This is a genomic window from Acinetobacter pittii ANC 4050 (assembly GCF_000399685.1).
In the GTDB taxonomy this organism is placed as follows: Bacteria; Pseudomonadota; Gammaproteobacteria; order Pseudomonadales; family Moraxellaceae; genus Acinetobacter; species Acinetobacter pittii_E.
Genome location: NZ_KB976987.1, coordinates 3,525,784 through 3,547,539, shown reverse-complemented (window position 1 = coordinate 3,547,539; position 21,756 = coordinate 3,525,784). Strand labels below are relative to the sequence as shown.

Sequence of the window (21,756 nt, the reverse complement as noted above, 5' to 3'; positions counted from 1 at the left end):
TCAGATACATCTATGAAGAACAACTTGTTGTGGATTCTTACCAATCGTCAATCTTTCGTTAAGGAGGTGATCCAGCCGCAGGTTCCCCTACGGCTACCTTGTTACGACTTCACCCCAGTCATCGGCCACACCGTGGTAACCGCCCTCTTTGCAGTTAGGCTAGCTACTTCTGGTGCAACAAACTCCCATGGTGTGACGGGCGGTGTGTACAAGGCCCGGGAACGTATTCACCGCGGCATTCTGATCCGCGATTACTAGCGATTCCGACTTCATGGAGTCGAGTTGCAGACTCCAATCCGGACTACGATCGGCTTTTTGAGATTAGCATCCTATCGCTAGGTAGCAACCCTTTGTACCGACCATTGTAGCACGTGTGTAGCCCTGGCCGTAAGGGCCATGATGACTTGACGTCGTCCCCGCCTTCCTCCAGTTTGTCACTGGCAGTATCCTTAAAGTTCCCGACATTACTCGCTGGCAAATAAGGAAAAGGGTTGCGCTCGTTGCGGGACTTAACCCAACATCTCACGACACGAGCTGACGACAGCCATGCAGCACCTGTATGTAAGTTCCCGAAGGCACCAATCCATCTCTGGAAAGTTCTCACTATGTCAAGGCCAGGTAAGGTTCTTCGCGTTGCATCGAATTAAACCACATGCTCCACCGCTTGTGCGGGCCCCCGTCAATTCATTTGAGTTTTAGTCTTGCGACCGTACTCCCCAGGCGGTCTACTTATCGCGTTAGCTGCGCCACTAAAGCCTCAAAGGCCCCAACGGCTAGTAGACATCGTTTACGGCATGGACTACCAGGGTATCTAATCCTGTTTGCTCCCCATGCTTTCGCACCTCAGCGTCAGTGTTAGGCCAGATGGCTGCCTTCGCCATCGGTATTCCTCCAGATCTCTACGCATTTCACCGCTACACCTGGAATTCTACCATCCTCTCCCACACTCTAGCTAACCAGTATCGAATGCAATTCCCAAGTTAAGCTCGGGGATTTCACATTTGACTTAATTAGCCGCCTACGCGCGCTTTACGCCCAGTAAATCCGATTAACGCTTGCACCCTCTGTATTACCGCGGCTGCTGGCACAGAGTTAGCCGGTGCTTATTCTGCGAGTAACGTCCACTATCTGAAGGTATTAACTTCAGTAGCCTCCTCCTCGCTTAAAGTGCTTTACAACCATAAGGCCTTCTTCACACACGCGGCATGGCTGGATCAGGCTTGCGCCCATTGTCCAATATTCCCCACTGCTGCCTCCCGTAGGAGTCTGGGCCGTGTCTCAGTCCCAGTGTGGCGGATCATCCTCTCAGACCCGCTACAGATCGTCGCCTTGGTAGGCCTTTACCCCACCAACTAGCTAATCCGACTTAGGCTCATCTATTAGCGCAAGGTCCGAAGATCCCCTGCTTTCTCCCGTAGGACGTATGCGGTATTAGCATTCCTTTCGAAATGTTGTCCCCCACTAATAGGCAGATTCCTAAGCATTACTCACCCGTCCGCCGCTAAGATCAGTAGCAAGCTACCTCTCTCCGCTCGACTTGCATGTGTTAAGCCTGCCGCCAGCGTTCAATCTGAGCCATGATCAAACTCTTCAGTTAAAATCATTTTGCACCTTATTTAAAGACAAGGTGCCAATTCTGGCTCATCAATTACTGACTTAAATTTCGCTCAAATAAACTTCGAGTAATTTAAACCAATCAATCAATGAAAATTATTTCGATTAATCAACCAGTAAAAATCCACACAAGTTGTTCTTCAATTCTCTTAATGATCTTCTTCCTGGTTCGTCACCAGCAAGCTAGGTCGGCTATATTACTCTTAATCTCTTAAAAGTCAACAGGTAATTTCGATATTTTTAAAACTTAATCTCAAAACCAACTTCTCATCAAATTCATCGCTTAAAGCAACCAACTTAATCACAAGTAACTGTTTTTCAACAAGTTTCTATCTGCATCACCGCCGATGGATGTGCATTATAGACCATCCCATCCCCTTTGCAACCCCTTTTTTAATATTAGTGCAACAACAGTTCGCTTTTTAATCAAAAATGATAAAAATAGTCATTTTTTATATAAACATGGCTGTAAAAGCATCAATTTATCTAAAATTTTCTCATCTTGATTCTTTTCTTGCCATCTAAGTGGCCGACAATCAATATATTCACAATATCCACCTTCACCCTGTAGACACTGTTCATTCCAGCTTAATTGATATTGAAAGCTTCCTACATATCCAGCTGCCAATCCAAACTTGTAGTCACCACGGCTTTGTGCATATAGTTCAAAAATTATTTTTCCATTTTTCTTACACTGCCAAGAAAATTCTCGTGGCAAATACATCTCTTTACCATTCGGAGTTTTAACTTTTGGATAAACCCGATGAATATGTAAATTTACATCTTCGGTAAAGCTTTCAACAGGTTTCCCAAATTCTTGTATTTCTAGTCTTGAGCATAAAATGATATTCCACTGATTTCTTATTTGTAGGAATGTAAGCTGTGTCGTCTCATTCAAATTAATAATTTGGCATGTATAGAAACATAAAGATAAGAACGGTAAATGCAGAGCCCTTGCGTGTTTAAATCGCCCCAATCCTTCAATTTGATATTTTTGCCCTTTATAAAAAATTTCTCCTTTACAAACACACAGTGTTGACCAATAGTCAGAAACGCCCCACTGTAATGCAGAGGCATTAGAAATATTCTCTGGGACTTGAATTAAAAGATCACAACCCATTTCGGGGTCTAAACGCTGAAGGCGAATCGTTGGAATTTGCCATTGAATCACATCTATTTTATCAAACTGATAGAGAGACGAATCAAACTGACATTGGCGACGAATAGAATATGTTTTTAAATGTCCCACGCTATGTTGGCTATTACTTACGAGCACAGTTGCAGTATCAATTGCCGAAGTTGTAATGCTGTGAGTGTTATAACAAAGAGGGATCCGCGGCTGTCCTACCAAACTAATGTAATTAAAATAACGAAGCGGGGTTGGTAAATTTGGAAGAATCAAGCCTTGATAAACAATTTTAAAAAAGCCACGAGAAGGTCGATAAACAACCTCCTCTTTAGCATTAAGGCCCAGCTGCTGTAATTGATTAATTTGACTTATCAACTTAGGCATACTGAACCTCTTCTATTTTATGTTTTTATTGTTTCATTACTCTTGCGTGCCAATAGAGTTGTAACAAAACCAGAGAGGGCATAGATAATCGAAACAGTCAAAATGCCCATTGGAATATTATAAATGATTGCCGCAAAAATCAGTACTACTGGCAACATAACTACAAAAGGAACACGTTTACGATCCATCTGCTTGAAAGAATAGTATTTAATATTGGAAATCATGAGTAATCCCACAACAACCATAAGAACGGCATTAATAGTTTTAATCGCAATATCACGTAAGTCAAAAATGAAAGGATAGTCGCGAGCCACCCAGACAAGTGAAATAATGATAATGGCAGCAAGTGGACTTGCTATGCCGATAAAATAACGCTTATCAACAACTCCAATTTGCACATTAAAACGTGCTAAACGGAAGGCTGCGCAGGCTGTATAAACAAAACAGCATGCTAATCCAATACGACCCAAATCATGCAAACTCCAGCTATACATCAGCATTGCTGGAGCCACACCAAAAGCTAACAAGTCTGATAGAGAATCATATTGTTCACCAAAAGCGCTTTGTGCACCAATCGCTCGAGCAACTCGACCATCTAAACCGTCAAGTAGCGCTGCAATAAAAATGGCATAGATCGCTTGGTTAAAATCCCCATTCATACTTGCAATGATGGAATAGAAACCGGACAACAGAGCAGCGGTTGTAATTAAGTTAGGCCAAAGGTAAATACCTCGGCGCTTCACTTTTTGTCCTTCCGGATTATCTTCTTCTTCAACCACTTCAAATGTAATCCCATCAAATGAATGTTCATTATGAGTTAAATCTTGCTCTGGTTTAGGCGCATTTGTCATTATTTTCTATTCCAAACATGTGCATTGATTTAAGTTAACTGTTACTCACCTACTAACCAGCGAACAGCAGCATGACCACCAGTTTCTTGCATACGTAGATGCGGGAATAACCACTGTAGTGCTTGGTCTGCTTGTTCTGAGAACTGCCAAGGTGGGTTAATCACTAATAAACCACAACCATTTAGACCTACAGGAGTATCATCTGGCCATACACAAATTTCACAAACTAACTGACGGCGAATACCCGTTTTAAACATTTTCTTTTCAAAACGTTCAATCATCGCTCGGTCTTTAATTGGATACCAAACTGCAAAAACGCCTGTTGGCCATTTTTTATAGGCTTGTTGTAAAAGTTCAACCAATTGCGGAAAGTCTTTACGTTCTAATTCGTAAGGAGGGTCGATCATAACCAGACCGCGCTTTTCTTTTGGCGGAATTACACCGAGCAAGCCTTCATATGCATCGCGTTCATGTAAACCTGCACGTTTATCACGAATGTTATGACGTAATTGCTGAAATACATCGCGCTGCATTTCAAATATAGTCGCTTTGTCGATTTCCCGCATGCCTTGCAAAGCAAACCAAGGAGAACCAGGATAACTACCCTTTCCTTCCTCAGAACGTAATTGTTCAACCAATTTCAAATATTGCTGGATCGCTTCAGGTGCCTGACGCTTTTCCATATCAGATAGTTGAACTAGACGGTGAATGCCTGTGAGAAACTCTCCAGACTTTTGTGCAGGTGCCAGAGATAAATCATATTTGCCTGCCCCTCCATGCGTATCGATATAACGATAAGGTTTATCTTTAGCATTTAAACGGTTGAGCAGCTGTAGCAAAAGCACATGCTTCATAACATCTGCAAAGTTGCCCGCATGGAAATGGTGACGGTAATTCATGTTGACTTTAATTCCTCAATTCAACAAATAGTTTAACATGAAAAAAATATTCTTTCGTAAGGTTGTGATCATCTAAAATAGAGCTGCTTGATATTTTTACGATCTACCTGAGGTTATATGCACTCTCACTCGCTTCCTGATTCATGGAATTTGGATCAAATTTTAGATGATTTAAATACGCATGGCTTTGCCATTATAAATCAGGCCTATCCCGATCAATATCGCGCTCAGGTCGCCAATGAGTGCAGCCATCACATGGATGAATTTAGAGAAGCAGGTATTCAAAACGGCGTAGTTAGTAATATTCGTAGTGACCATATTCTTTGGATTAACGATCAGCTTCCTATTGCTCAGCAACATATTGAAACTTTAAGTTTATTTTCACAAAATTTAAATCAAGAATTCTATTTAGGAATTAAAGAAGTTGAAGCTCATTTTGCTCGTTATAATTTGGGTGAATTCTATGCTTTACACCGAGACAATCCCCAACAAAAAAATGATCGTATGATGTCAACTGTCTATTACTTACATCCAGAATGGCAAGAAGATTGGGGTGGACAATTACGACTACAAGATAAAAATGAGAAATGGCATATTGTTAATCCTGAACCCAATCGCCTGGTAATATTTCAAAGCGATTTATTACATGAAGTATTAACCTCAAAACAACAAAGACTCTCTATTACAGCTTGGCTTCGTAGTGGAAATTCCATCTGGGTCTAAAGGTTACTCTTTAAATTTGCTAAATGAACCCGATATAAAAGCTATTGATTAGAAAAGGTGATGGCGTATGTCTATTGAAAGTAAAACAATTGTCAACCGAATTGGTGAAACAGACCAACTTTATTTGACTGAAAATACGCCTGAGCTTGCTTTAGAGCGTGCTGATTTACGCATGCAACTTGTAGTGTTAAGTCGTGTTCGCCAAGAGCAACTTCATTTTTTACAAGAAGCTATTGTTCTGCTTGAACAAGCTCGTATGGAATATGAAGAAATGCCATTGAGCTTGTACCTTAATTTGTCTTTACACTTAGCCAAAGCGTATATGCTTTATTTTGAATTAAATAAAGAAAAACGTTTTGCGTTGATTACTCAACAAATTTTGAAGCCATTAGCACATCATGAACATGCTGATATCTATTTTTTCTTGGCATATGCGTCAGCAGCACGACAAGAGTCAGCATTAACAAGACATTGGTTAACTAAATATTTATCAACGTCTACGTGTGATCTTGAACTACTTCATGGCCAACCTGTATTTGATCTTGTACGTCATGAGCCATGGTATAAAGATCAATTAAAAGTAAAAACACATTAAACCCTTAATGTAATAAAGCCTGTTTTACGTATTACATGTAAAACAGGCTTTATTTTATGAACTTATTTTTTCACGCTGTCTTCATGTAACTGTTCATTCAGTTCATCAATCACCACAATCCACTCATCATCTTTTTCCCAATGACTTTTTAAAAAATCACTTTGCCCCTTTGACCAAAAAGAAGCTTCATGTAATTTTTGTTCGGCTGGCAATTGATGTATCTTGATAAAATTTTCAATACTTGCTTCATCTGAGTCCAAACCCAGTTGTTCAAATAAAAGCTCTAATGTAGGTTGCTGCTCAAACATTGTTATTCTCCTATAACTTCTTTTAAATCATCTATTAACTAATCTAACAATAAAACGTTTTTACTTGCATGATAGTGTCTATATTTTCTTGTTGCTTTTTGTGTTCCCTTTTTCAGGGTTCAATAAAAAAGCACTCTATAAAGAGTGCTTTTTTTAATTCATCAAGTTGATGAATTATTTTACCATGTCAGCAATTGCTGCACGTTCTTCTTCAAGCTCGTTTAGAGTGAAGTTGATACGCTCACGGCTGAATTCATCGATTTCTAAACCTTGAACGATTTTGTATTCACCGTTTTCAGTTGTAACAGGGAAACCGAACATAACGCCTTCAGGAATACCATAAGAACCATCAGATGGAATACCCATAGTTACCCATTTGCCGTTTGTACCAAGCGCCCAATCACGCATATGGTCAATTGCAGCATTAGCAGCAGAAGCAGCAGAAGACAAACCACGCGCTTCGATGATCGCAGCACCACGTTTACCAACAGTTGGAAGGAATACGTCTTTGTTCCAAGCTGGATCGTTAATTTTGTCTTTTAAGCTTTCGCCATTTGCAGTTGCAAAACGGTAGTCAGCATACATTGTTGGAGAGTGGTTGCCCCAAACTGTTAAGTTTTCGATATCAGCAACTGCCACACCAGCTTTTTGAGCAACTTGAGTCAACGCACGGTTGTGGTCAAGACGCAACATCGCTGTGAAGTTTTTCGCTGGAAGATCTGGAGCAGATTTCATTGCGATGTAAGCGTTAGTGTTTGCAGGGTTACCTACAACTAATACTTTAACGTTACGGCTAGCAACTTCGTTTAATGCTTGACCTTGACCGATGAAAATTTCACCGTTAACTTTTAACAAGTCAGCACGTTCCATACCAGGACCACGTGGACGAGAACCTACCAATAATGCGTAGTCAGCATCTTTAAATGCAACTTTCGGATCATCAGTCCCGATCATGCCAGCCAATAAAGGGAAAGCACAGTCATCAAGTTCCATCATTACGCCTTTAAGCGCTTGTTGTGCTTTTTCAACTGGAACTTCAAGCAATTGCAAAATAACAGGTTGATCTTTACCTAACATTTCACCGCTTGCGATACGGAATAATAAGCTGTAACCAATTTGACCTGCAGCGCCAGTCACGGCAACACGAACGGGTTGCTTCATGTAATTGTCTCCAATGAGTGTCCTTAATCGGGCTAAATAGGAATTCCATCTAACCAAATCATCATAAACGGCAAAGATTGTACTCTAAAGATTTGGCAGATGCATGTAAAAGCGACTCATTTTCACCAAAAGTCTGATAGAAAATACAAATTAACCTTTATAAATAGATTCAATGTATGGCGAGCATTTTCTTACGAAATGTTCACTACCTTTAGTAACTACCTTTAATCATGATTTCACCAGGGCAATTCGATACCACATGATTTGCACATTGTTTATATTGGCCTTTTACCGTGTAACAAACTTTCACTTCTGTTAAGACGACATCTGAACGCGATAACTGGCAACTAAAACGGATACCATTTTGAGGTAAGCTTGGATTAAGACGAGTAAACTGCTGTCTTAATGCTGATTGCTGCATTTCAACATTTGTTGAACTTGTAAGACTAGCCGGGATTTTTAAACGTTCAGCAAAATTAATAACTGTACGGAAATATTGGCTTGCATTCATAGGAACGCACCCCCCTACACTTTTCCATAGCTGCACACGAGCATTATTATCAGGCATAACCCGAGCTACGACTTTAGCTTGTAATGGAGAGAGGGCTGCTGAACTTTCTGTTGAACAATCAGTTTTTGTGGTTTCCGGCATAAGTCCTGTAATTGTCAGTGAATAGCCTTCAAGACATTTACGTTGTTTTTGTTTAGAGGGATCTAATGCACATGCAGCTGGTGTCATTTGTACATGCATAACATACCCCTGTAAATTAACAGGTTCGGCATGTAAAACGGAACTCATCAACCCTACTCCCGCACAGATGAGCCACCATGCAAGTTGTAAAACTGAACGAAGTTCCAAATATCTATATTTCATTTAATTAAAACTTGAATATGCCAATTAAAAGAAGATCCATCATCAACCACCTTAAAGTTAAGGCGACGTACGCATTGGAATGACTTTCATACGTTGTGATAATGACTGAGCCCCTTGACCCAATATCACACCGTAATGTGTTGCATTCGTCATAACATGCTTGACGTAGTCTCTAGTTTCTAACAATGGAATTGTCTCAGTATATTGGTCAGCCGAAATTGATTGATAGTCCGGTTGCCAACGTCTAGCCCGATTAGGTCCCGCATTATAACCTGCAGTTGCCAAAACAGGGTTGTTGCTTAATTGTCCCTGAATCATCGACAAATAAAATGTTCCATATCGAATATTGGTATTCATTTCATTTAATGCAGCAGGATTATAAGTTTCACCCATTTGTCGTGCAATCAACTTCGCTGTATCAGGCATAATTTGCATAAGACCGCCCGCTCCAACGTGAGAACGTGCAGAGGTGACAAACCGGCTTTCTTGACGCATTAAACCATAAGCCCATGCTGGATCAATTCCTGCATTGTAACTATGACTTACGACATTAGTCTTATGTGGGGTCACATAACGATACGTATCATTGTGCTTATTAGTTGTACGATCTGCTGCATAGATTGCACGGTCATACCATCCCATATCATGAGCACGCTTTGCCGCAGCTAAAAGTAAACCATCATCGTGCTGAAGATAAGCTTGGCGAACAGCCCAATTCCACTCACGGTTAGTGTAAGTTGGATTTGCATTAATACGTCTTAAAGTAAAAGCACGATTGAAGTGAATATTCTGATCTAAACGTCTTAAATCACTTGCTGTTGGTTGATCATCATAAGGTTGATGGTTATAACGTTCACCTAAGCGATCTTTTGCTAAAAGGTTATGATAGTCATCACCCGCCTGAGCTAATTTTCTATAAATTTGTTGTGCTGTTGCTTTAGAAGCACTATCACCACGCTGCTCTGTCGCACGAGCAAGCCAATATTGCCAGCGGTCTTCTTGTTTTTGGGTCACGGTCATACTATCAATCGCACGAATTAAGCTTTCCCACGCGCCAAAACGGATTGACTGACGTGCATAAATTTCAGCTTCTTCCGGACTTAATGGATAACCATAACTTGCATCAAAGTATTGAAGAACTTCACGATTAAAATTATTTTTCATTACCGTGGTGCCACCAATATAGGCTACCGTACGATATAAATATTTTTGTACATTTTGTGGTGTACCTTGGGCGACACGCTGCACATTTGAAAAAGCATTACTCAAGTCATTATTAGCTAAACGCCCTAAAGCAAAAATCAAATAAGCATAATCTGCATCATTGGCCTTAGGTGCACTCCATAAATAGTTAAGCGGATTAGCTTGAATTTGGTTAAGCTGAGCCAAAGAAAGATTCAAGCCCAAAGTTTGTGCTGTCGCGAGGGCCTGTCCCGACAAACCTGCACGCAACTGTACCCATAAACGCTGTTGTTTATCTTGTGCACTCATTAAAGGACTAGATAACATCATGCGACCTAAGCCCACACAAGATTCCGGTTGTGATTCAGTCGCTAACCAAACATCTTTATATTCAGCAAAAACTAAAGCATCGCCGCTTTTCGCCCGCACTTGTGCTAAAGCACAATTTTCGGCTTGGTCAGGATTGGTAACATAAGATAAGACAGGTTGTGCAGATGCAAAGTCAGCTTGTTTAACTTTTTCTTCAACATAATCAGCTGCTAATTTTTCAGCCATTGCTGACTGTGGATAGCGTTGAGCAAAGCTTACGATAGAGGCAGTGGGTTGAAAGCCAAGGTTGGTATTGAGTTTCCAATACTCTGGATAATATCCCAATACATCATTTTGCATTGCAAGCTGATATTGGTCTAATAACGCAGTATTACCACTATTTGCAGCATTTAAGGCATCATTGAACTGCTCTTCGGCAGCATAAGTAAATGAACAACCAAGTAAACACATAGCTCCTAACCAGCTACGATGCATATATTTATTTTTCATTACACGACTATGTATTGATGAGCTCTTTCTACTTGGTCTCATAAATGTGCTAAACCTTGACTATTCACCTTCAACGCATAGTTTAATTATTCTTCGTGCTTTCTTTTGTTGTGTTATGTAACTCTATGATTCAACATCATTAAAATTCACCTAATTTACTTCACAAAAACCTTGTCATGTTCTGAAAGTTTACTGTTATCGGTTCAGCTCAAATACTGCTATAATAAATGGTTTGACCCATTTTGGGCCAATTTATTCTTTTTAGATCGATCTGTTAGGAGCCTGCATGACGGTTCAAACCTTCATTCCCAATGGTGCCAAAGCTGCCTCAGAAAACACTGTTACCCAGCCAACGCACACCACTGATGTTTCAATAAAAAAACTTTATATTGAAACTCAAGGGTGTCAGATGAATGAGTATGACAGTCACCGTATGGCAGACCTTTTAGGGGATTCTCACGGCTACGTTTTAACGACCAACCCTAATGAAGCAGACATTCTGCTCATGAATACGTGTTCTATTCGTGAAAAAGCGCAGGAAAAAGTATTTAGTGAATTAGGCCGCTGGCGTAAACTCAAAGACAAAAATCCTGACCTGGTAATTGGTGTGGGTGGATGTGTTGCCTCTCAAGAAGGTGACAATATTCAAAAACGTGCGCCTTACGTGGACATGATTTTTGGTCCACAGACATTACACCGTTTACCACAAATGCTTGATCAACATAATGCTCAAGTAGAAAAACCAAAAAAAGATAAAATCAAACTGGTTGACATTTCTTTCCCAGATATTGAAAAGTTCGACTTTTTACCTGAACCACGTGTAGAAGGCTTTAAAGCATTTGTTTCTATTATGGAAGGCTGCTCTAAGTATTGTTCTTTCTGTGTAGTTCCTTATACACGCGGTGAAGAAGTTTCTCGCCCATTAGATGATGTACTTGCAGAAATCGCGGGTCTGGCTGAAAAAGGTGTTCGTGAAATTTCACTCCTTGGTCAAAATGTAAATGGATATCGCGGCGAAACTTTCGAAGGCGGCATCTGCACCTTCCCTGAATTGTTACGACTCGTTGCAGAAATTCCGGGTATTGGCCGTTTACGTTATACAACATCGCATCCACTTGAGTTCTCTGATGAGTTAATTCAGTGTTATGAAGATTTGCCTCAAATGGTGTCGCATTTACACTTGCCTGTTCAAAGTGGTTCTAATGATGTTTTACAGGCAATGAAGCGAAATCATACGATTGATGTTTATATCGATAAGATTGCCAAGCTAAGAAAAATTCGTCCAGATATGCACTTATCGAGTGACTTTATTATTGGTTTCCCAGGTGAAACTGATGAAAACTTTGCTGAAACACTTCAATTTATCAAAGACTTAGATTTCGATCACTCATATAGTTTTGTGTATTCAAAACGTCCGGGTACACCTGCATCGGACTTACCAGACACTACACCTGAGCACGTTAAAAAAGAGCGTTTAGCTCAAGTTCAAAAAGTGATTAAACAGTCTAGTATTGAAAAAACTGATGCAATGCTTGGCAAAATTGAACGCGTTCTTATTGAAAAAGTCTCGGACCAAGACCCTAATATTTTAGTCGGTACAGCTGACAATACACGCCTAGTCACTTTTGTCGGTGATGCTGCTTGGGTGGGCCGTTTTGCAGAGATCGAGATTACTGAAATTAAAACTTTAAATTTAGTTTACGGTGAGCTCTTGAATCTTGAGCCTGACGTGGCGTAATGTAGAGGTATTCTAAAGTCTACTGAAAGGTTTTCTCTTGACTGCAGCGATTCGACGTACCGTAACATTTCCTGAAATTTCAATGGAACGTTTAAAGAGCATCTTGGGTGCCTATAATGGGCACCTTAAGCAAATTGAACAGCGTTTAGATGTCAAAATTACTCATCGTGGAGATGTTTTTCATATCGATGGTGAGATAGATGCTGTTGGGAGAGCTGAAGCATTATTGCAACGACTCTATGAAGAGTCTGAGGTATCCCAGCAAATCAGTGCCGATCTGTTACATCTGTTAATTCAATCTTCTCAAACTGAACGTAATTTCGAGTTAGTTGGAGAAGAAATGGATGAGCATGATGCGCCAATGGATGTTTATTTCCAGACTCGAAAAGGCCGCATTAATCCACGTGGCGCCAATCAAAAACGCTATGTACAGCGTATTTTGCAAAGTGATATTTCTTTTGGGGTAGGCCCTGCTGGTACAGGTAAAACCTATTTAGCAGTTGCTGCCGCAGTAGATATGCTCGAACGTAACGAAATCCAGCGGATTTTACTTGTACGTCCTGCCGTGGAAGCTGGAGAAAAGCTCGGGTTCCTACCTGGTGATTTAACTCAGAAAATCGATCCATACTTACGCCCTCTTTACGATGCCCTCTACGAAATGCTCGGCTTTGAAAAAGTTGCCAAGTTAATCGAGCGTCAAGTGATTGAAGTTGCACCTCTTGCATATATGCGTGGTCGTACACTTAACCATTCGTTTGTAATTTTGGATGAAGCTCAAAACACAACACCTGAACAAATGAAAATGTTCTTGACCCGTTTAGGTTTTGGCTCTCGTGCAGTGATTACAGGTGATATTACCCAAGTAGATTTACCTCGAGGCCAACAATCTGGTTTGGCGCATGCACTACGTGTACTCGAGAACATTAAAGAAATTCATATTACCCGTTTCCATTCCCGTGACGTTGTACGTCATCAACTTGTTCAAAAAATTGTTGAAGCGTATGAAGGTTGGGATGGTGAACAACAGCGTCTTAATGCTGAAGCGCGTGCTGAACGTAAAGCACGTCAAGAGGCATTAGTTGCTGAAAACGATACAGCAGCAGACTTGCAACATCAGGATGCTTAAGGATTCATTTTGAAAATCAGTTTAAGTTTACAACAAGACTTTCAATCACCTGAGTTGGAGCTCAAACGAGCTCAACTCAAAAAAATTATTGAGACAACTTTACGCCACGTTGGTTATAAAGAAGATTGTGAAATTGGGGTTGCTTGCGTTGATCTGGATGAGAGCCAGCAACTCAATTTGCAGTACCGAGAAAAAGACAAACCAACTAATGTCTTATCTTTTCCAAGTGATATTCCTGAAGAAGTTTTACCAATGCTAGATGCCTTACCTCTAGGTGATTTGGTTATCTGCATTCCGGTGGTATTACAAGAGGCATTAGAGCAGAAAAAAACTGCCCAAAATCATTTTGTCCATCTATTAGTACATGGCGTTTTACATTTGCTCGGTTATGACCATGAAACTAGTGATGAAGATGCAGAAGAGATGGAAGGCTTAGAAATTGAAATTTTAGCAAAACTCAATATTGCAAACCCTTATCAGGAATAATGTGATCATTAGTAAAATGTGGATATCCTAAAAGTTATCCACATTTTTTTAATTAGTGAACCTCAAATTCCGCTTCAGCTGGATCAAAGCGCCAAGTACGCACAATACGTAACTCCGAAATATCTTTCATATTGGCATCAAAATGTCCAAATGGTGCACCGCGACGCACTGAAGACTTAGCGGCTTCATCTAGTATTGAATGCCCTGAGCTTTCAAGCAAACGAATTGCACGAATCCCACCTTGGGCATTCAAAATCACCATTAAACGGACTTCACCTCTTAGTTGTTGCTGTTTGGCTTCTTCTGGATAATAGCGGTTACCGTAAAGCTCCACTTTTTCACGAAACTTATCTAAATAAGCAGCCGAGGCATCTTTCTTTGCTTGAATTCCATCTACTGTCTTGATTTTTTGCTGACGGCTAAAATCTTGTCGACGTTGTAAATATTGTGCTTCAAGGCTGGCAACCATCGCAGCTTTTGCTTGAAATTGACTTTGTAATTGTTCTAATTCTTTTTTCCTCTGACTTGCATTAGCTTGTTTGTGCCAACTCAAAACCGTCATTAGAACTTTTTCTTCAAATTTAAGTTCTCTTTGTTGCTGAACCTTTTGCAAAGTTTCTAACTCTGCACTTCCAGTTGAAGCCTCACTAAGCATAGGGTTTGGAGTATCACTAGAAGTCCGGTGAGCCTCACGAAATGCACCTGAACCCTGCTGGTTTGATTGAGCCAAAAAATCTGCCTGATTAACTGGCTCATTGCTTGGTCGAATTGAAATTGCAATTTCTTTAGTAGATTGCTCTGATGGGCTAGGCATGGCAAAGTGAATAAGCAACACAAAAATATGCAGCAAGATTGCCAATATTGTTGCAGCAATAAAGATTCGGTCTTGCCACCAATAATGAAAATGTTCTATGGATCGACTTCTGGTGTTCAGCATAATCTTAAAAGCATATAAATGCCTTTTCCCCACGGTTTAATACCGAATAAAATGTAAACCAATATTCAAATTTGGATAAAAGTGTGATTCACTTCAAATAGAGAATTTTATCCATTTTCATTTTGTCAAAATGTATCAATTAAATTTGTTACACTGCAATATCAAAACCCGTTTTTTATCATAATAAAGATTGTGTGGGCTCTTTAGTAAATTATCTTCTGGAAGTTCTTTTATGCAAACGCTATTTTCCTCTTTAGTCAGACGCCTTCAAAAAGTCTATAAAAAAGCAGAAGCATTCATTGAGGAAGAAAGAGATTTTACGTTATCGCAAACCTTTCTGAATGCAACTTTACAACGTTATGTCACCAATAATGTTGAATTTTTAGATGACCTACATGCTGATCTTTATCATGACTGGTTAAGGTTATATGCAACTATGCATGTAAAAGGTTTAGAAACAACATTATCAGTCGATTTAAAACTAATTCAGATGGAATTTAATAAAGAACAACAGCTTTTAGTTTTTGAACAAATTAGTAATACACAAATTATTGAAGCAAAATATAAAAACTTTTGGCAAAAAATCGCCGTGAAAGCCGCAGTTTTTTACTATCATAAGATTTTGAAAAAAGACCCTTTAGGGATGATTCTTGAACGTTTTAATGTAGCAGAAGAACGTGATGAACTTATATTTCTTGATCTCAACCGCTGGTTTGGTAAAAAAGCCAGTATTATCGAGACATTAGGTAAAGTACATGTAAATTATGCACGGGTGCGTGAAGCTGAATTAGTCGTATTTGGAAATGTGAATTTAGCAGCACTACTATACCGTGATCAGGATGATGATTTTGAAGATGAATTAGAAGATTCTGAAATAACACCAATTCAGCAAAAAGATGCTTAAATGGATATAAATGAAAAATAACTCACTGCCAAAAAAACACAAATAGATTACACATTTAGCATAAATCCTGATTTTTTCTCCATGATCAACAGGCATAATATGTTTAAGTTACAGATGCATCAGCACTAACTTTTTAGTCTGTACAAGGATACTTACTTATGGCAACAAAATTTCTGAAATCGTTTGGCATCGCAACAGGTATTTCAACAACTTTGCTTTTTGCAGGCTTCTCAAGTCATGCTCTTGCCATGAGCCCATTTCAGGCAAACTATCAGTTTACTTATAATAATAAAGGTATGGGTACAGCTACACGTGCTTTAAGCCAGCAAGGTAATAATTGGACTTATAATTTCACTGCAAAAGCAGGTGGAATTGCGTCTGCAAGTGAAACAAGTAAATTTAGTTTTGCTAATGGTAAAATTGGGTCTCAAAGTTTTAGCCGTACTAGCAAAATTTTAATTCACAACAACACTATGAATATTAACTTTAATCCGAATAGTAAAACTATTTCGACTAAGAAAGACGATAAAGCCCGCTCATTTGCTTGGCAGGCAGGCGTTCTTGATGAGTTAAATGCAGAGTTACAACTGCGTGAAGATTTAAAAAATGGCTCACTTAAAACTTCTTACCCACTTGCAGATGCAAAAGAAGTTGAAAATCGTCGATTTGTAAAACAAGGCAACGAAAAAATTAAAACCTCTTATGGGACATTCGATACCATTAAAGTCGTTTTACAGCATAAAAAACCTGAACGTAGCACAATCTTTTGGTTAGCACCGAAATTAGATTATTTACCAGTTAAAGTAAGTCATATTGATGGTAAAACTTCTTATGGATTGTTATTAACAAGTTATTCAGGTAAGACGAATTAAAGCTTGCATTTTTTTGGATGCTTTTTAAAATACGCATTTGCTTTAAAAAGCATCCGTCTAGAGGATTCTCCCGTGCACGCACTAGAACAGAAAATCTTAACAGAAGGTATCGTTCTATCTGATCAAGTCTTGAAAGTCGACGCTTTCTTAAACCACCAAATTGATCCTGTATTAATGCAGCAGATTGGTAAAGAATTTGCCGCTCGCTTTAAAGATGCAGGGATTACCAAGATTATTACCATTGAAGCATCAGGTATTGCACCTGCAATCATGGCAGGTTTGGAACTTGGTGTACCTGTAATTTTCGCTCGAAAATATCAGTCATTGACATTAAAAGATGATCTATATCGTTCTAAAGTATTTTCTTTTACTAAACAAACTGAAAGTACAATTGCGATTTCAAACAAGCATCTTCATTCAACTGATAAAGCATTAGTTATTGATGACTTCTTGGCGAATGGTCAAGCAGCATTAGGACTGATTGATTTAATTCACCAAGCAAATGCAGAAGTTGTGGGTGTCGGTATTGTGATTGAAAAATCATTCCAACCAGGTCGTGATTTATTGCTTGAAAAAGGCTACCGAGTTGAATCACTAGCACGTGTTCACTCTCTTACAGATGGTAAAGTTACCTTTGTAAAAGAATAAGATATACAAATAAAAAAGAGCGGATAATCCGCTCTTTTTTATTTAATTAAGGTGAAATAAGGAGCTTTTTAGTAACTTCACCTAAACGTCTGCCTTGAGCTTCACACAAAATCTTTTCGTCCTGACTTAAGTTCTGGTCATGGCGGGGTCCACTTACATGGCTAGCTCCATACGGCGTTCCACCTGTTTTCGTGTTAGATAACGCCGGGATTGCATTTGGTAATCCCATAATCATCATCCCGTGATGAAATAACGGCGGTAGCATAGTAAGTAAAGTACTCTCCTGCCCACCATGCATTGACCCAGAAGAAGTAAAAACACAAGCTGGTTTATTGTGTAATGCCCCATTGAGCCAAAGACTCGTCGTTTGGTCCCAAAAATATTTCATTTCACTTGCCATATTACCGAAGCGAGTTGGGGAACCTAACGCCAGCCCCGCGCAATTTGCTAGATCATCTAACGTACAGTAGATATCACCTTCTGCTGGAATACTTGGTTCAGCTGTCGTGACGACTGGAGCAATATTTGGCACAGTCCGAATTTTTACTGACATACCCGCAGACTCAACACCATTGGCAATTAAATGCGCCATTTCTTTAGTAGAACCATATTTGCTGTAATAGAGTACAAGAATGTAAGGTTGCATCGGTTTCATAAATTTTGTTAAAAAGAACACTATACGGTATTTTTTATTTTTTTGGCGAAGCCAATCTTATGAAATTCTAGAAGCGATTGATCGTGTAGTACTGAAGGCAAGCTACGTAACTTTCTCAAATCTATCAAATAAAAAGAGTAATCTCTTTGATTTCGCTTATACCTGATAAGAGAAATATGACTTCCTTCAAAAGATTATTGCTACAATTTTTTCTATAGCACATAGTAAACTTACAAAATGACTTTCATTCTTTAAGTTATTATTTTGCTTTAATCTACTATTTAAGTTCTTAAGCTAATACTTTGCTAAGCTATCAATCGCCCAACATGATGACTAAAAAAATCGGGATAGACGACGTATGTTACAACGTTTTTTAGAGAAACTTCCTTTTTATAAAAAAACCTGGTTTCAGTTCGTTTTATATGTATTTAAGCGTTTTGAAGCTGATCGGTGCCGTGAACAAGCTGGTTCTCTCACCTATACAACACTATTTGCAGTTGTACCGATGCTAACGGTTTTTTTAGTAATTATTTCTTCAATTAAAGCGTTAGAACCTGCAAGACAACAGCTTCAACATTTAATTTATAGTAACTTTTTACCGAAGAGCACGATCGCATTTGATAAAGCACTAAATGCTTTTACAGAGAAGTCGAGCAACTTGACTGTAATTGGTGTGCTATTTTTATTCGTCACGACAGTTTTAATGCTGACCTCAATTGAAACAGTTTTTAATCGTATTTGGCGAGTAAAAGAAACGCGTAGTGGCATTATGGGCTTTATGCGCTACTGGACCATTATTTCGCTTGGTCCTATTATTTTAGGCAGTGCATTTGTTATTTCATCAACTGTTGCTTCGATGAACTTATTAAGCAATAACTTCACAGGTTATCAACTTGATGGCGCATTTCTACTCTGGCTAATTTCTTTTGCACTCACTATTTTGGGTTTCTTCATTTTATATTGGACCATTCCCAATCGCACCGTCCCAGTTTATGCAGCAGGAATTGCTGCTTGTTTAAGTGCAGTACTGTTTGAAATACTCAAAAATTTATTTAGCTTCGTGATGTCAAATTTCACTAGTTATGAAATTATTTATGGTGCATTTGCAGCCGTGCCAATTTTCCTTCTATGGATCTTTCTTTCATGGAATATTATTTTGCTAGGCGTAGAGGTGAGTTTTGCTTTAACTGCATTTCATTCGGGTAAAGAGCAAAAACGTCATCCTGTTTTAATGCTATTAGATATTCTTGAGCTGTTTTATAAAAAACAGAAACTTGGCGAAAGTGTAAGCGATAAAGAAGCTCTCGAAATTTTAGGACGTGGAGAAGTTGGCCGCTGGCCAGCTTATGTACTTTTGCTTGAAGAGCAAAATTTAGTTAAACGTACCGATAAAGATGAATATGTGCTTGCGCGCAATTTATCCCAAGTTGACTTCTGGGGCTTTTTCACTGCTCTCCCATACCCTTTACCGTTACGTGAAGATGTTCTAAATGTACACGATGACGATGAATGGATGGAAAAAATAGGACCAGCTCTAGTCGAGTCTAATGATTACTTGGCTGCCAAACTTTCTATTCCGCTCTCAACAATTTTTGAAGAGAAATAAGAAAGTAAAACTATTCAATAGTATAGTCACTCTTTCCTACCCAATAAAAAAACCCTGTTATTAAAAATAATAATAGGGTTTTTTATTGTCCATCTTTAGGAATGGGTTAGGCTTTTACAAAAGTTTTCCATACAAAATCTTGCGTTGCACCTTTTAATGTCATTTTCAACTGATCACCTGCATGTAATGGTCCAACACCAGCAGGCGAACCAGTCATAATTACATCACCCGGTTCGAGTGAAAAGACCTGATTAATATCAATTAATAGATCGGCAATGCTAAACATTAACAGTGCAGTATTTCCATCTTGACGCAACTCATCGTTAATATGGAAGGTGAATTTAGTCTCTTGCCAATCTGTAATTTCGCTCACATCAACCCAGTCTGACAGCACACAGGCACCATCAAAAGCTTTAGCACGCTCCCATGGATGACCTTTACCTTTTAGTTCATTCTGTAAATCACGCATTGTTAGATCGAGACCTAAAGACACTGCACTAATCGCTTTTAAGGCTTTTTCAGGATCTGTTTCACCCTTTAAAGGATGATCAATGCGCAAAACTAACTCGCACTCAAAATGACAACTGCCCCAAGCTGGATTCCATGAAATACCGTCATTTAAACCAATCAAGCTACTCGGTGGCTTAATAAATAATATCGGCCTATCAGGCATAGCATTATTTAATTCTTTGACATGATCGGCGTAACTTCTGCCCACGCAAACGATTTTTGAAGGACGTGTATTCATGAGGCTTCCTTTGTTGTTGCGGCTGATAATTCCAATAATTTATTTCTTAAATGTATTTTCAAATATAGTTTGATCTGCGACCTGTGAGAATGCTCGTTTTGGTACAATAATTACAGTTTTATTTTTTAGTTCAAGCATATAGGTCAACTTGCCTTTAGCAAAGGTTTGCACATCTGCATATTGCATCACTTGCTTACGGCCATTGGCGTAAAGTTCAAAATAATCTTGATATAAGTCGATCCCCTGCTCGCTCTTTCCAAACTGGTAACGAACGAATTGACGCTTAAATAACATCGGTAAAAGCCAGTAACGCATGAGACCTTGCATCACTAGAAAAAACACACCTAACCCGACATAATATCGACCAACACCAGAGAGACCTAAATAAAATCCCCAAATAATAATTGCGATACTAATCGCAGGTGTTAGAAAACGGGTAATTTGCTTTTTCCCAAACGTCACTAATGAAAATCCATCTTGTGACTCTTCTAAATTCAAATAGTAACGTAAAGATAAAGCTATTTTTTGCTCGGTCATTGCACTGCATCAATACTCAATAAATCGAAACTATTAGAGCATATTCATTTCAGCTTTAAAATGAATCAAAAGCTATTTTTTATTTTGTTTAAAAGTGGAGCTTATTAATAGATTGGAAGAGCAGCTACGTTGCATATATAGAACGTAGGTTCATATTTTTTGAGCTTATTTCAGTTTTTAAAATTTCTACAATAGGAACATCACCTTCTTAGTGGAATGTCTCATGTCTTTTCTTGCAAAATTATTTGGCTTAAATCAAAAAGCGACTGTCTCAAAAGATGTGGTTATTCAAGCCACTCAAGAGAACCATCTTTCAAATGAAACTAACTTTTTAGAATTAATTAAAAAACGCCGTTCTATCTATTCGATTGGAAAAAACTTAGAACATACCCCTTCGGAAATTGAAGAATTGATTCAAGAAGCGGTCAAACATAGTCCATCAGCGTTCAACTCTCAATCTTCTCGCGTTGTGATTTTATTTAATCAGTCTCATGAAAACTTCTGGAATATTGTTTTAGATGTATTAAAAACGCTTGTCCCTGCTGAAGCATTAGCCGGAACTGAGCAAAAAATTCAAAGTTTTGCAGCAGGTGCAGGTACAGTTTTATTTTTTGAAGATCAGGATGTAATTAAAGGTCTACAAGAACAATTTGAGTTATATGCTGACAATTTCCCAGTGTGGTCTGAACATTCAACAGCAATTGCCCAATTTGCTGTATGGAGCGTACTGGCTGAGCAGGGTCTTGGAGCCTCTTTACAGCACTACAATCCAATTATTGATGAGAAAGTTAACACTACTTTTAACATCCCTACTCAGTGGAAATTAAGAGCTCAATTAGTATTTGGCTCAATTGAAGGTCAAGCAGGTGAAAAAGTATTTATTGAAGATGAAAGCCGTTTTAAAACATTTAGCTAATTTTTTTCAACTTCAAATCATTTAAAGCCGGTTGCCATGAGCAC

Annotated in this window: 20 protein-coding genes, 1 rRNA gene and 1 pseudogene; 10 read left to right on the top strand and 12 right to left on the bottom strand. The window is 38.9% G+C overall.

All coding sequences use genetic code 11. From position 1 onward, the window contains the following. Nucleotides 1-59: 59 nt before the first annotated feature. The 4 genes and pseudogenes from F931_RS20460 to F931_RS20445 all read right to left on the bottom strand — a co-directional run bounded on the left by F931_RS20460 (nt 60) and on the right by F931_RS20445 (nt 4,877). Nucleotides 60-1,597: ribosomal RNA gene (locus F931_RS20460) — 16S ribosomal RNA — on the bottom strand. Nucleotides 1,598-2,040: 443 nt separating this feature from the next. Further along, nucleotides 2,041-3,127 (bottom strand): annotated as a pseudogene (locus tag F931_RS20455) (DUF6670 family protein). 17 nt (nt 3,128-3,144) lie between these two features. Beyond that, nucleotides 3,145-3,978 carry a CDP-diacylglycerol--serine O-phosphatidyltransferase gene (gene pssA / locus F931_RS20450; protein WP_016143006.1) on the bottom strand — a complete coding sequence of 278 codons (834 nt, stop codon included), beginning with the start codon at nt 3,976-3,978 and terminating at the stop codon, nt 3,145-3,147. Between the two features lie 41 nt (nt 3,979-4,019). After that, nucleotides 4,020-4,877, bottom strand: coding sequence for a 23S rRNA (adenine(2030)-N(6))-methyltransferase RlmJ (locus F931_RS20445; protein WP_016143005.1), 858 nt, complete (start codon nt 4,875-4,877; stop codon nt 4,020-4,022). A 117-nt stretch (nt 4,878-4,994) separates the two neighbouring features. Between F931_RS20445 and F931_RS20440 the strand changes: the two genes are divergently transcribed. Beyond that, the gene (locus tag F931_RS20440) at nt 4,995-5,600 is read left to right on the top strand and encodes a 2OG-Fe(II) oxygenase (RefSeq protein WP_016143004.1); all 606 of its coding nucleotides are present in this window, start codon (nt 4,995-4,997) and stop codon (nt 5,598-5,600) included. A gap of 67 nt (nt 5,601-5,667) precedes the next feature. Further along, nucleotides 5,668-6,195 carry a hypothetical protein gene (locus F931_RS20435; RefSeq protein WP_016143003.1) on the top strand — a complete coding sequence of 176 codons (528 nt, stop codon included), beginning with the start codon at nt 5,668-5,670 and terminating at the stop codon, nt 6,193-6,195. A 62-nt stretch (nt 6,196-6,257) separates the two neighbouring features. Here the strand turns inward: F931_RS20435 and F931_RS20430 are convergent, their stop codons facing one another. From F931_RS20430 to slt, 4 genes are all read right to left on the bottom strand, one after another. Further along, nucleotides 6,258-6,503: a DUF2789 family protein gene (locus tag F931_RS20430; protein ID WP_016143002.1), complete on the bottom strand. Its 246-nt coding sequence runs from the start codon at nt 6,501-6,503 to the stop codon at nt 6,258-6,260. Nucleotides 6,504-6,677: 174 nt separating this feature from the next. Beyond that, on the bottom strand, nt 6,678-7,664 hold the full coding sequence (gene mdh, locus F931_RS20425) for a malate dehydrogenase (RefSeq protein ID WP_002119517.1): 987 nt from the start codon (nt 7,662-7,664) through the stop codon (nt 6,678-6,680). Between the two features lie 211 nt (nt 7,665-7,875). Continuing rightward, a complete protein-coding gene (locus F931_RS20420; RefSeq protein WP_025470449.1) occupies nt 7,876-8,538 on the bottom strand; it encodes a ribonuclease T2 family protein in 663 nt (220 codons plus the stop codon). A 57-nt stretch (nt 8,539-8,595) separates the two neighbouring features. Continuing rightward, nucleotides 8,596-10,539 (bottom strand): lytic transglycosylase domain-containing protein, encoded by a 1,944-nt coding sequence (gene slt, locus F931_RS20415; protein ID WP_025470448.1) that lies wholly within the window; start codon nt 10,537-10,539, stop codon nt 8,596-8,598. A gap of 286 nt (nt 10,540-10,825) precedes the next feature. On the opposite strand from slt, the gene miaB reads away from it, so the two are divergent. Genes miaB through ybeY form a run of 3 tightly spaced genes read left to right on the top strand, consistent with a single transcriptional unit; the run spans nt 10,826 to nt 13,889 of the window. Beyond that, nucleotides 10,826-12,277: a tRNA (N6-isopentenyl adenosine(37)-C2)-methylthiotransferase MiaB gene (miaB, locus tag F931_RS20410; RefSeq protein ID WP_016142999.1), complete on the top strand. Its 1,452-nt coding sequence runs from the start codon at nt 10,826-10,828 to the stop codon at nt 12,275-12,277. 37 nt (nt 12,278-12,314) lie between these two features. Next, nucleotides 12,315-13,403, top strand: a complete 1,089-nt coding sequence (gene phoL, locus F931_RS20405) for a PhoH family protein (RefSeq protein WP_002119513.1) — start codon at nt 12,315-12,317, stop codon at nt 13,401-13,403. A 9-nt stretch (nt 13,404-13,412) separates the two neighbouring features. Beyond that, entirely contained in the window at nt 13,413-13,889 is a 477-nt protein-coding gene (ybeY, locus tag F931_RS20400; RefSeq protein ID WP_016142998.1) for an rRNA maturation RNase YbeY, read from the top strand. Between the two features lie 52 nt (nt 13,890-13,941). Here the strand turns inward: ybeY and F931_RS20395 are convergent, their stop codons facing one another. Then, the gene (locus F931_RS20395) at nt 13,942-14,826 is read right to left on the bottom strand and encodes an energy transducer TonB (protein WP_025470447.1); all 885 of its coding nucleotides are present in this window, start codon (nt 14,824-14,826) and stop codon (nt 13,942-13,944) included. Nucleotides 14,827-15,058: 232 nt separating this feature from the next. Here F931_RS20395 and F931_RS20390 point away from each other — a divergent pair, with 232 nt between their 5' ends. The 3 genes from F931_RS20390 to xpt all read left to right on the top strand — a co-directional run bounded on the left by F931_RS20390 (nt 15,059) and on the right by xpt (nt 17,250). Continuing rightward, complete coding sequence (locus tag F931_RS20390; protein WP_016142996.1) at nt 15,059-15,730, top strand: hypothetical protein; 672 nt, start codon at nt 15,059-15,061, stop codon at nt 15,728-15,730. A gap of 158 nt (nt 15,731-15,888) precedes the next feature. Then, nucleotides 15,889-16,602, top strand: a complete 714-nt coding sequence (locus F931_RS20385; protein ID WP_016142995.1) for a DUF3108 domain-containing protein — start codon at nt 15,889-15,891, stop codon at nt 16,600-16,602. A gap of 72 nt (nt 16,603-16,674) precedes the next feature. Continuing rightward, entirely contained in the window at nt 16,675-17,250 is a 576-nt protein-coding gene (gene xpt / locus F931_RS20380; protein ID WP_002119547.1) for a xanthine phosphoribosyltransferase, read from the top strand. Between the two features lie 46 nt (nt 17,251-17,296). Here the strand turns inward: xpt and wrbA are convergent, their stop codons facing one another. Continuing rightward, entirely contained in the window at nt 17,297-17,905 is a 609-nt protein-coding gene (gene wrbA, locus F931_RS20375; RefSeq protein WP_016142994.1) for an NAD(P)H:quinone oxidoreductase, read from the bottom strand. A 358-nt stretch (nt 17,906-18,263) separates the two neighbouring features. On the opposite strand from wrbA, the gene F931_RS20370 reads away from it, so the two are divergent. Continuing rightward, complete coding sequence (locus F931_RS20370) at nt 18,264-19,511, top strand: YihY family inner membrane protein (RefSeq protein ID WP_016142993.1); 1,248 nt, start codon at nt 18,264-18,266, stop codon at nt 19,509-19,511. 106 nt (nt 19,512-19,617) lie between these two features. Here F931_RS20370 and ycgM read toward each other — a convergent pair whose 3' ends face one another. Next, nucleotides 19,618-20,259: a fumarylacetoacetate hydrolase family protein gene (gene ycgM / locus F931_RS20365; protein ID WP_016142992.1), complete on the bottom strand. Its 642-nt coding sequence runs from the start codon at nt 20,257-20,259 to the stop codon at nt 19,618-19,620. Nucleotides 20,260-20,298: 39 nt separating this feature from the next. Further along, nucleotides 20,299-20,796: a YcxB family protein gene (locus tag F931_RS20360; RefSeq protein WP_016142991.1), complete on the bottom strand. Its 498-nt coding sequence runs from the start codon at nt 20,794-20,796 to the stop codon at nt 20,299-20,301. 223 nt (nt 20,797-21,019) lie between these two features. On the opposite strand from F931_RS20360, the gene F931_RS20355 reads away from it, so the two are divergent. After that, nucleotides 21,020-21,712, top strand: coding sequence for a nitroreductase family protein (locus F931_RS20355; RefSeq protein ID WP_016142990.1), 693 nt, complete (start codon nt 21,020-21,022; stop codon nt 21,710-21,712). Nucleotides 21,713-21,756: the final 44 nt, after the last annotated feature.

Excerpts from the sequence above, each read along its gene's own strand:
- F931_RS20440 (WP_016143004.1), top strand. The coding sequence starts at position 4,995 with ATGCACTCTCACTCGCTTCCTGATTCATGGAATTTGGATCAAATTTTA.
- F931_RS20390 (WP_016142996.1), top strand. The coding sequence starts at position 15,059 with ATGCAAACGCTATTTTCCTCTTTAGTCAGACGCCTTCAAAAAGTCTAT.
- pssA (WP_016143006.1), bottom strand. The coding sequence starts at position 3,978 with ATGACAAATGCGCCTAAACCAGAGCAAGATTTAACTCATAATGAACAT.
- F931_RS20435 (WP_016143003.1), top strand. The coding sequence starts at position 5,668 with ATGTCTATTGAAAGTAAAACAATTGTCAACCGAATTGGTGAAACAGAC.
- F931_RS20420 (WP_025470449.1), bottom strand. The coding sequence starts at position 8,538 with ATGAAATATAGATATTTGGAACTTCGTTCAGTTTTACAACTTGCATGG.
- F931_RS20360 (WP_016142991.1), bottom strand. The coding sequence starts at position 20,796 with ATGACCGAGCAAAAAATAGCTTTATCTTTACGTTACTATTTGAATTTA.
- F931_RS20355 (WP_016142990.1), top strand. The coding sequence starts at position 21,020 with ATGTCTTTTCTTGCAAAATTATTTGGCTTAAATCAAAAAGCGACTGTC.
- miaB (WP_016142999.1), top strand. The coding sequence starts at position 10,826 with ATGACGGTTCAAACCTTCATTCCCAATGGTGCCAAAGCTGCCTCAGAA.
- F931_RS20445 (WP_016143005.1), bottom strand. The coding sequence starts at position 4,877 with ATGAATTACCGTCACCATTTCCATGCGGGCAACTTTGCAGATGTTATG.
- wrbA (WP_016142994.1), bottom strand. The coding sequence starts at position 17,905 with ATGAAACCGATGCAACCTTACATTCTTGTACTCTATTACAGCAAATAT.
- F931_RS20395 (WP_025470447.1), bottom strand. The coding sequence starts at position 14,826 with ATGCTGAACACCAGAAGTCGATCCATAGAACATTTTCATTATTGGTGG.
- mdh (WP_002119517.1), bottom strand. The coding sequence starts at position 7,664 with ATGAAGCAACCCGTTCGTGTTGCCGTGACTGGCGCTGCAGGTCAAATT.
- F931_RS20430 (WP_016143002.1), bottom strand. The coding sequence starts at position 6,503 with ATGTTTGAGCAGCAACCTACATTAGAGCTTTTATTTGAACAACTGGGT.
- ycgM (WP_016142992.1), bottom strand. The coding sequence starts at position 20,259 with ATGAATACACGTCCTTCAAAAATCGTTTGCGTGGGCAGAAGTTACGCC.
- F931_RS20385 (WP_016142995.1), top strand. The coding sequence starts at position 15,889 with ATGGCAACAAAATTTCTGAAATCGTTTGGCATCGCAACAGGTATTTCA.
- slt (WP_025470448.1), bottom strand. The coding sequence starts at position 10,539 with ATGAAAAATAAATATATGCATCGTAGCTGGTTAGGAGCTATGTGTTTA.
- F931_RS20370 (WP_016142993.1), top strand. The coding sequence starts at position 18,264 with ATGTTACAACGTTTTTTAGAGAAACTTCCTTTTTATAAAAAAACCTGG.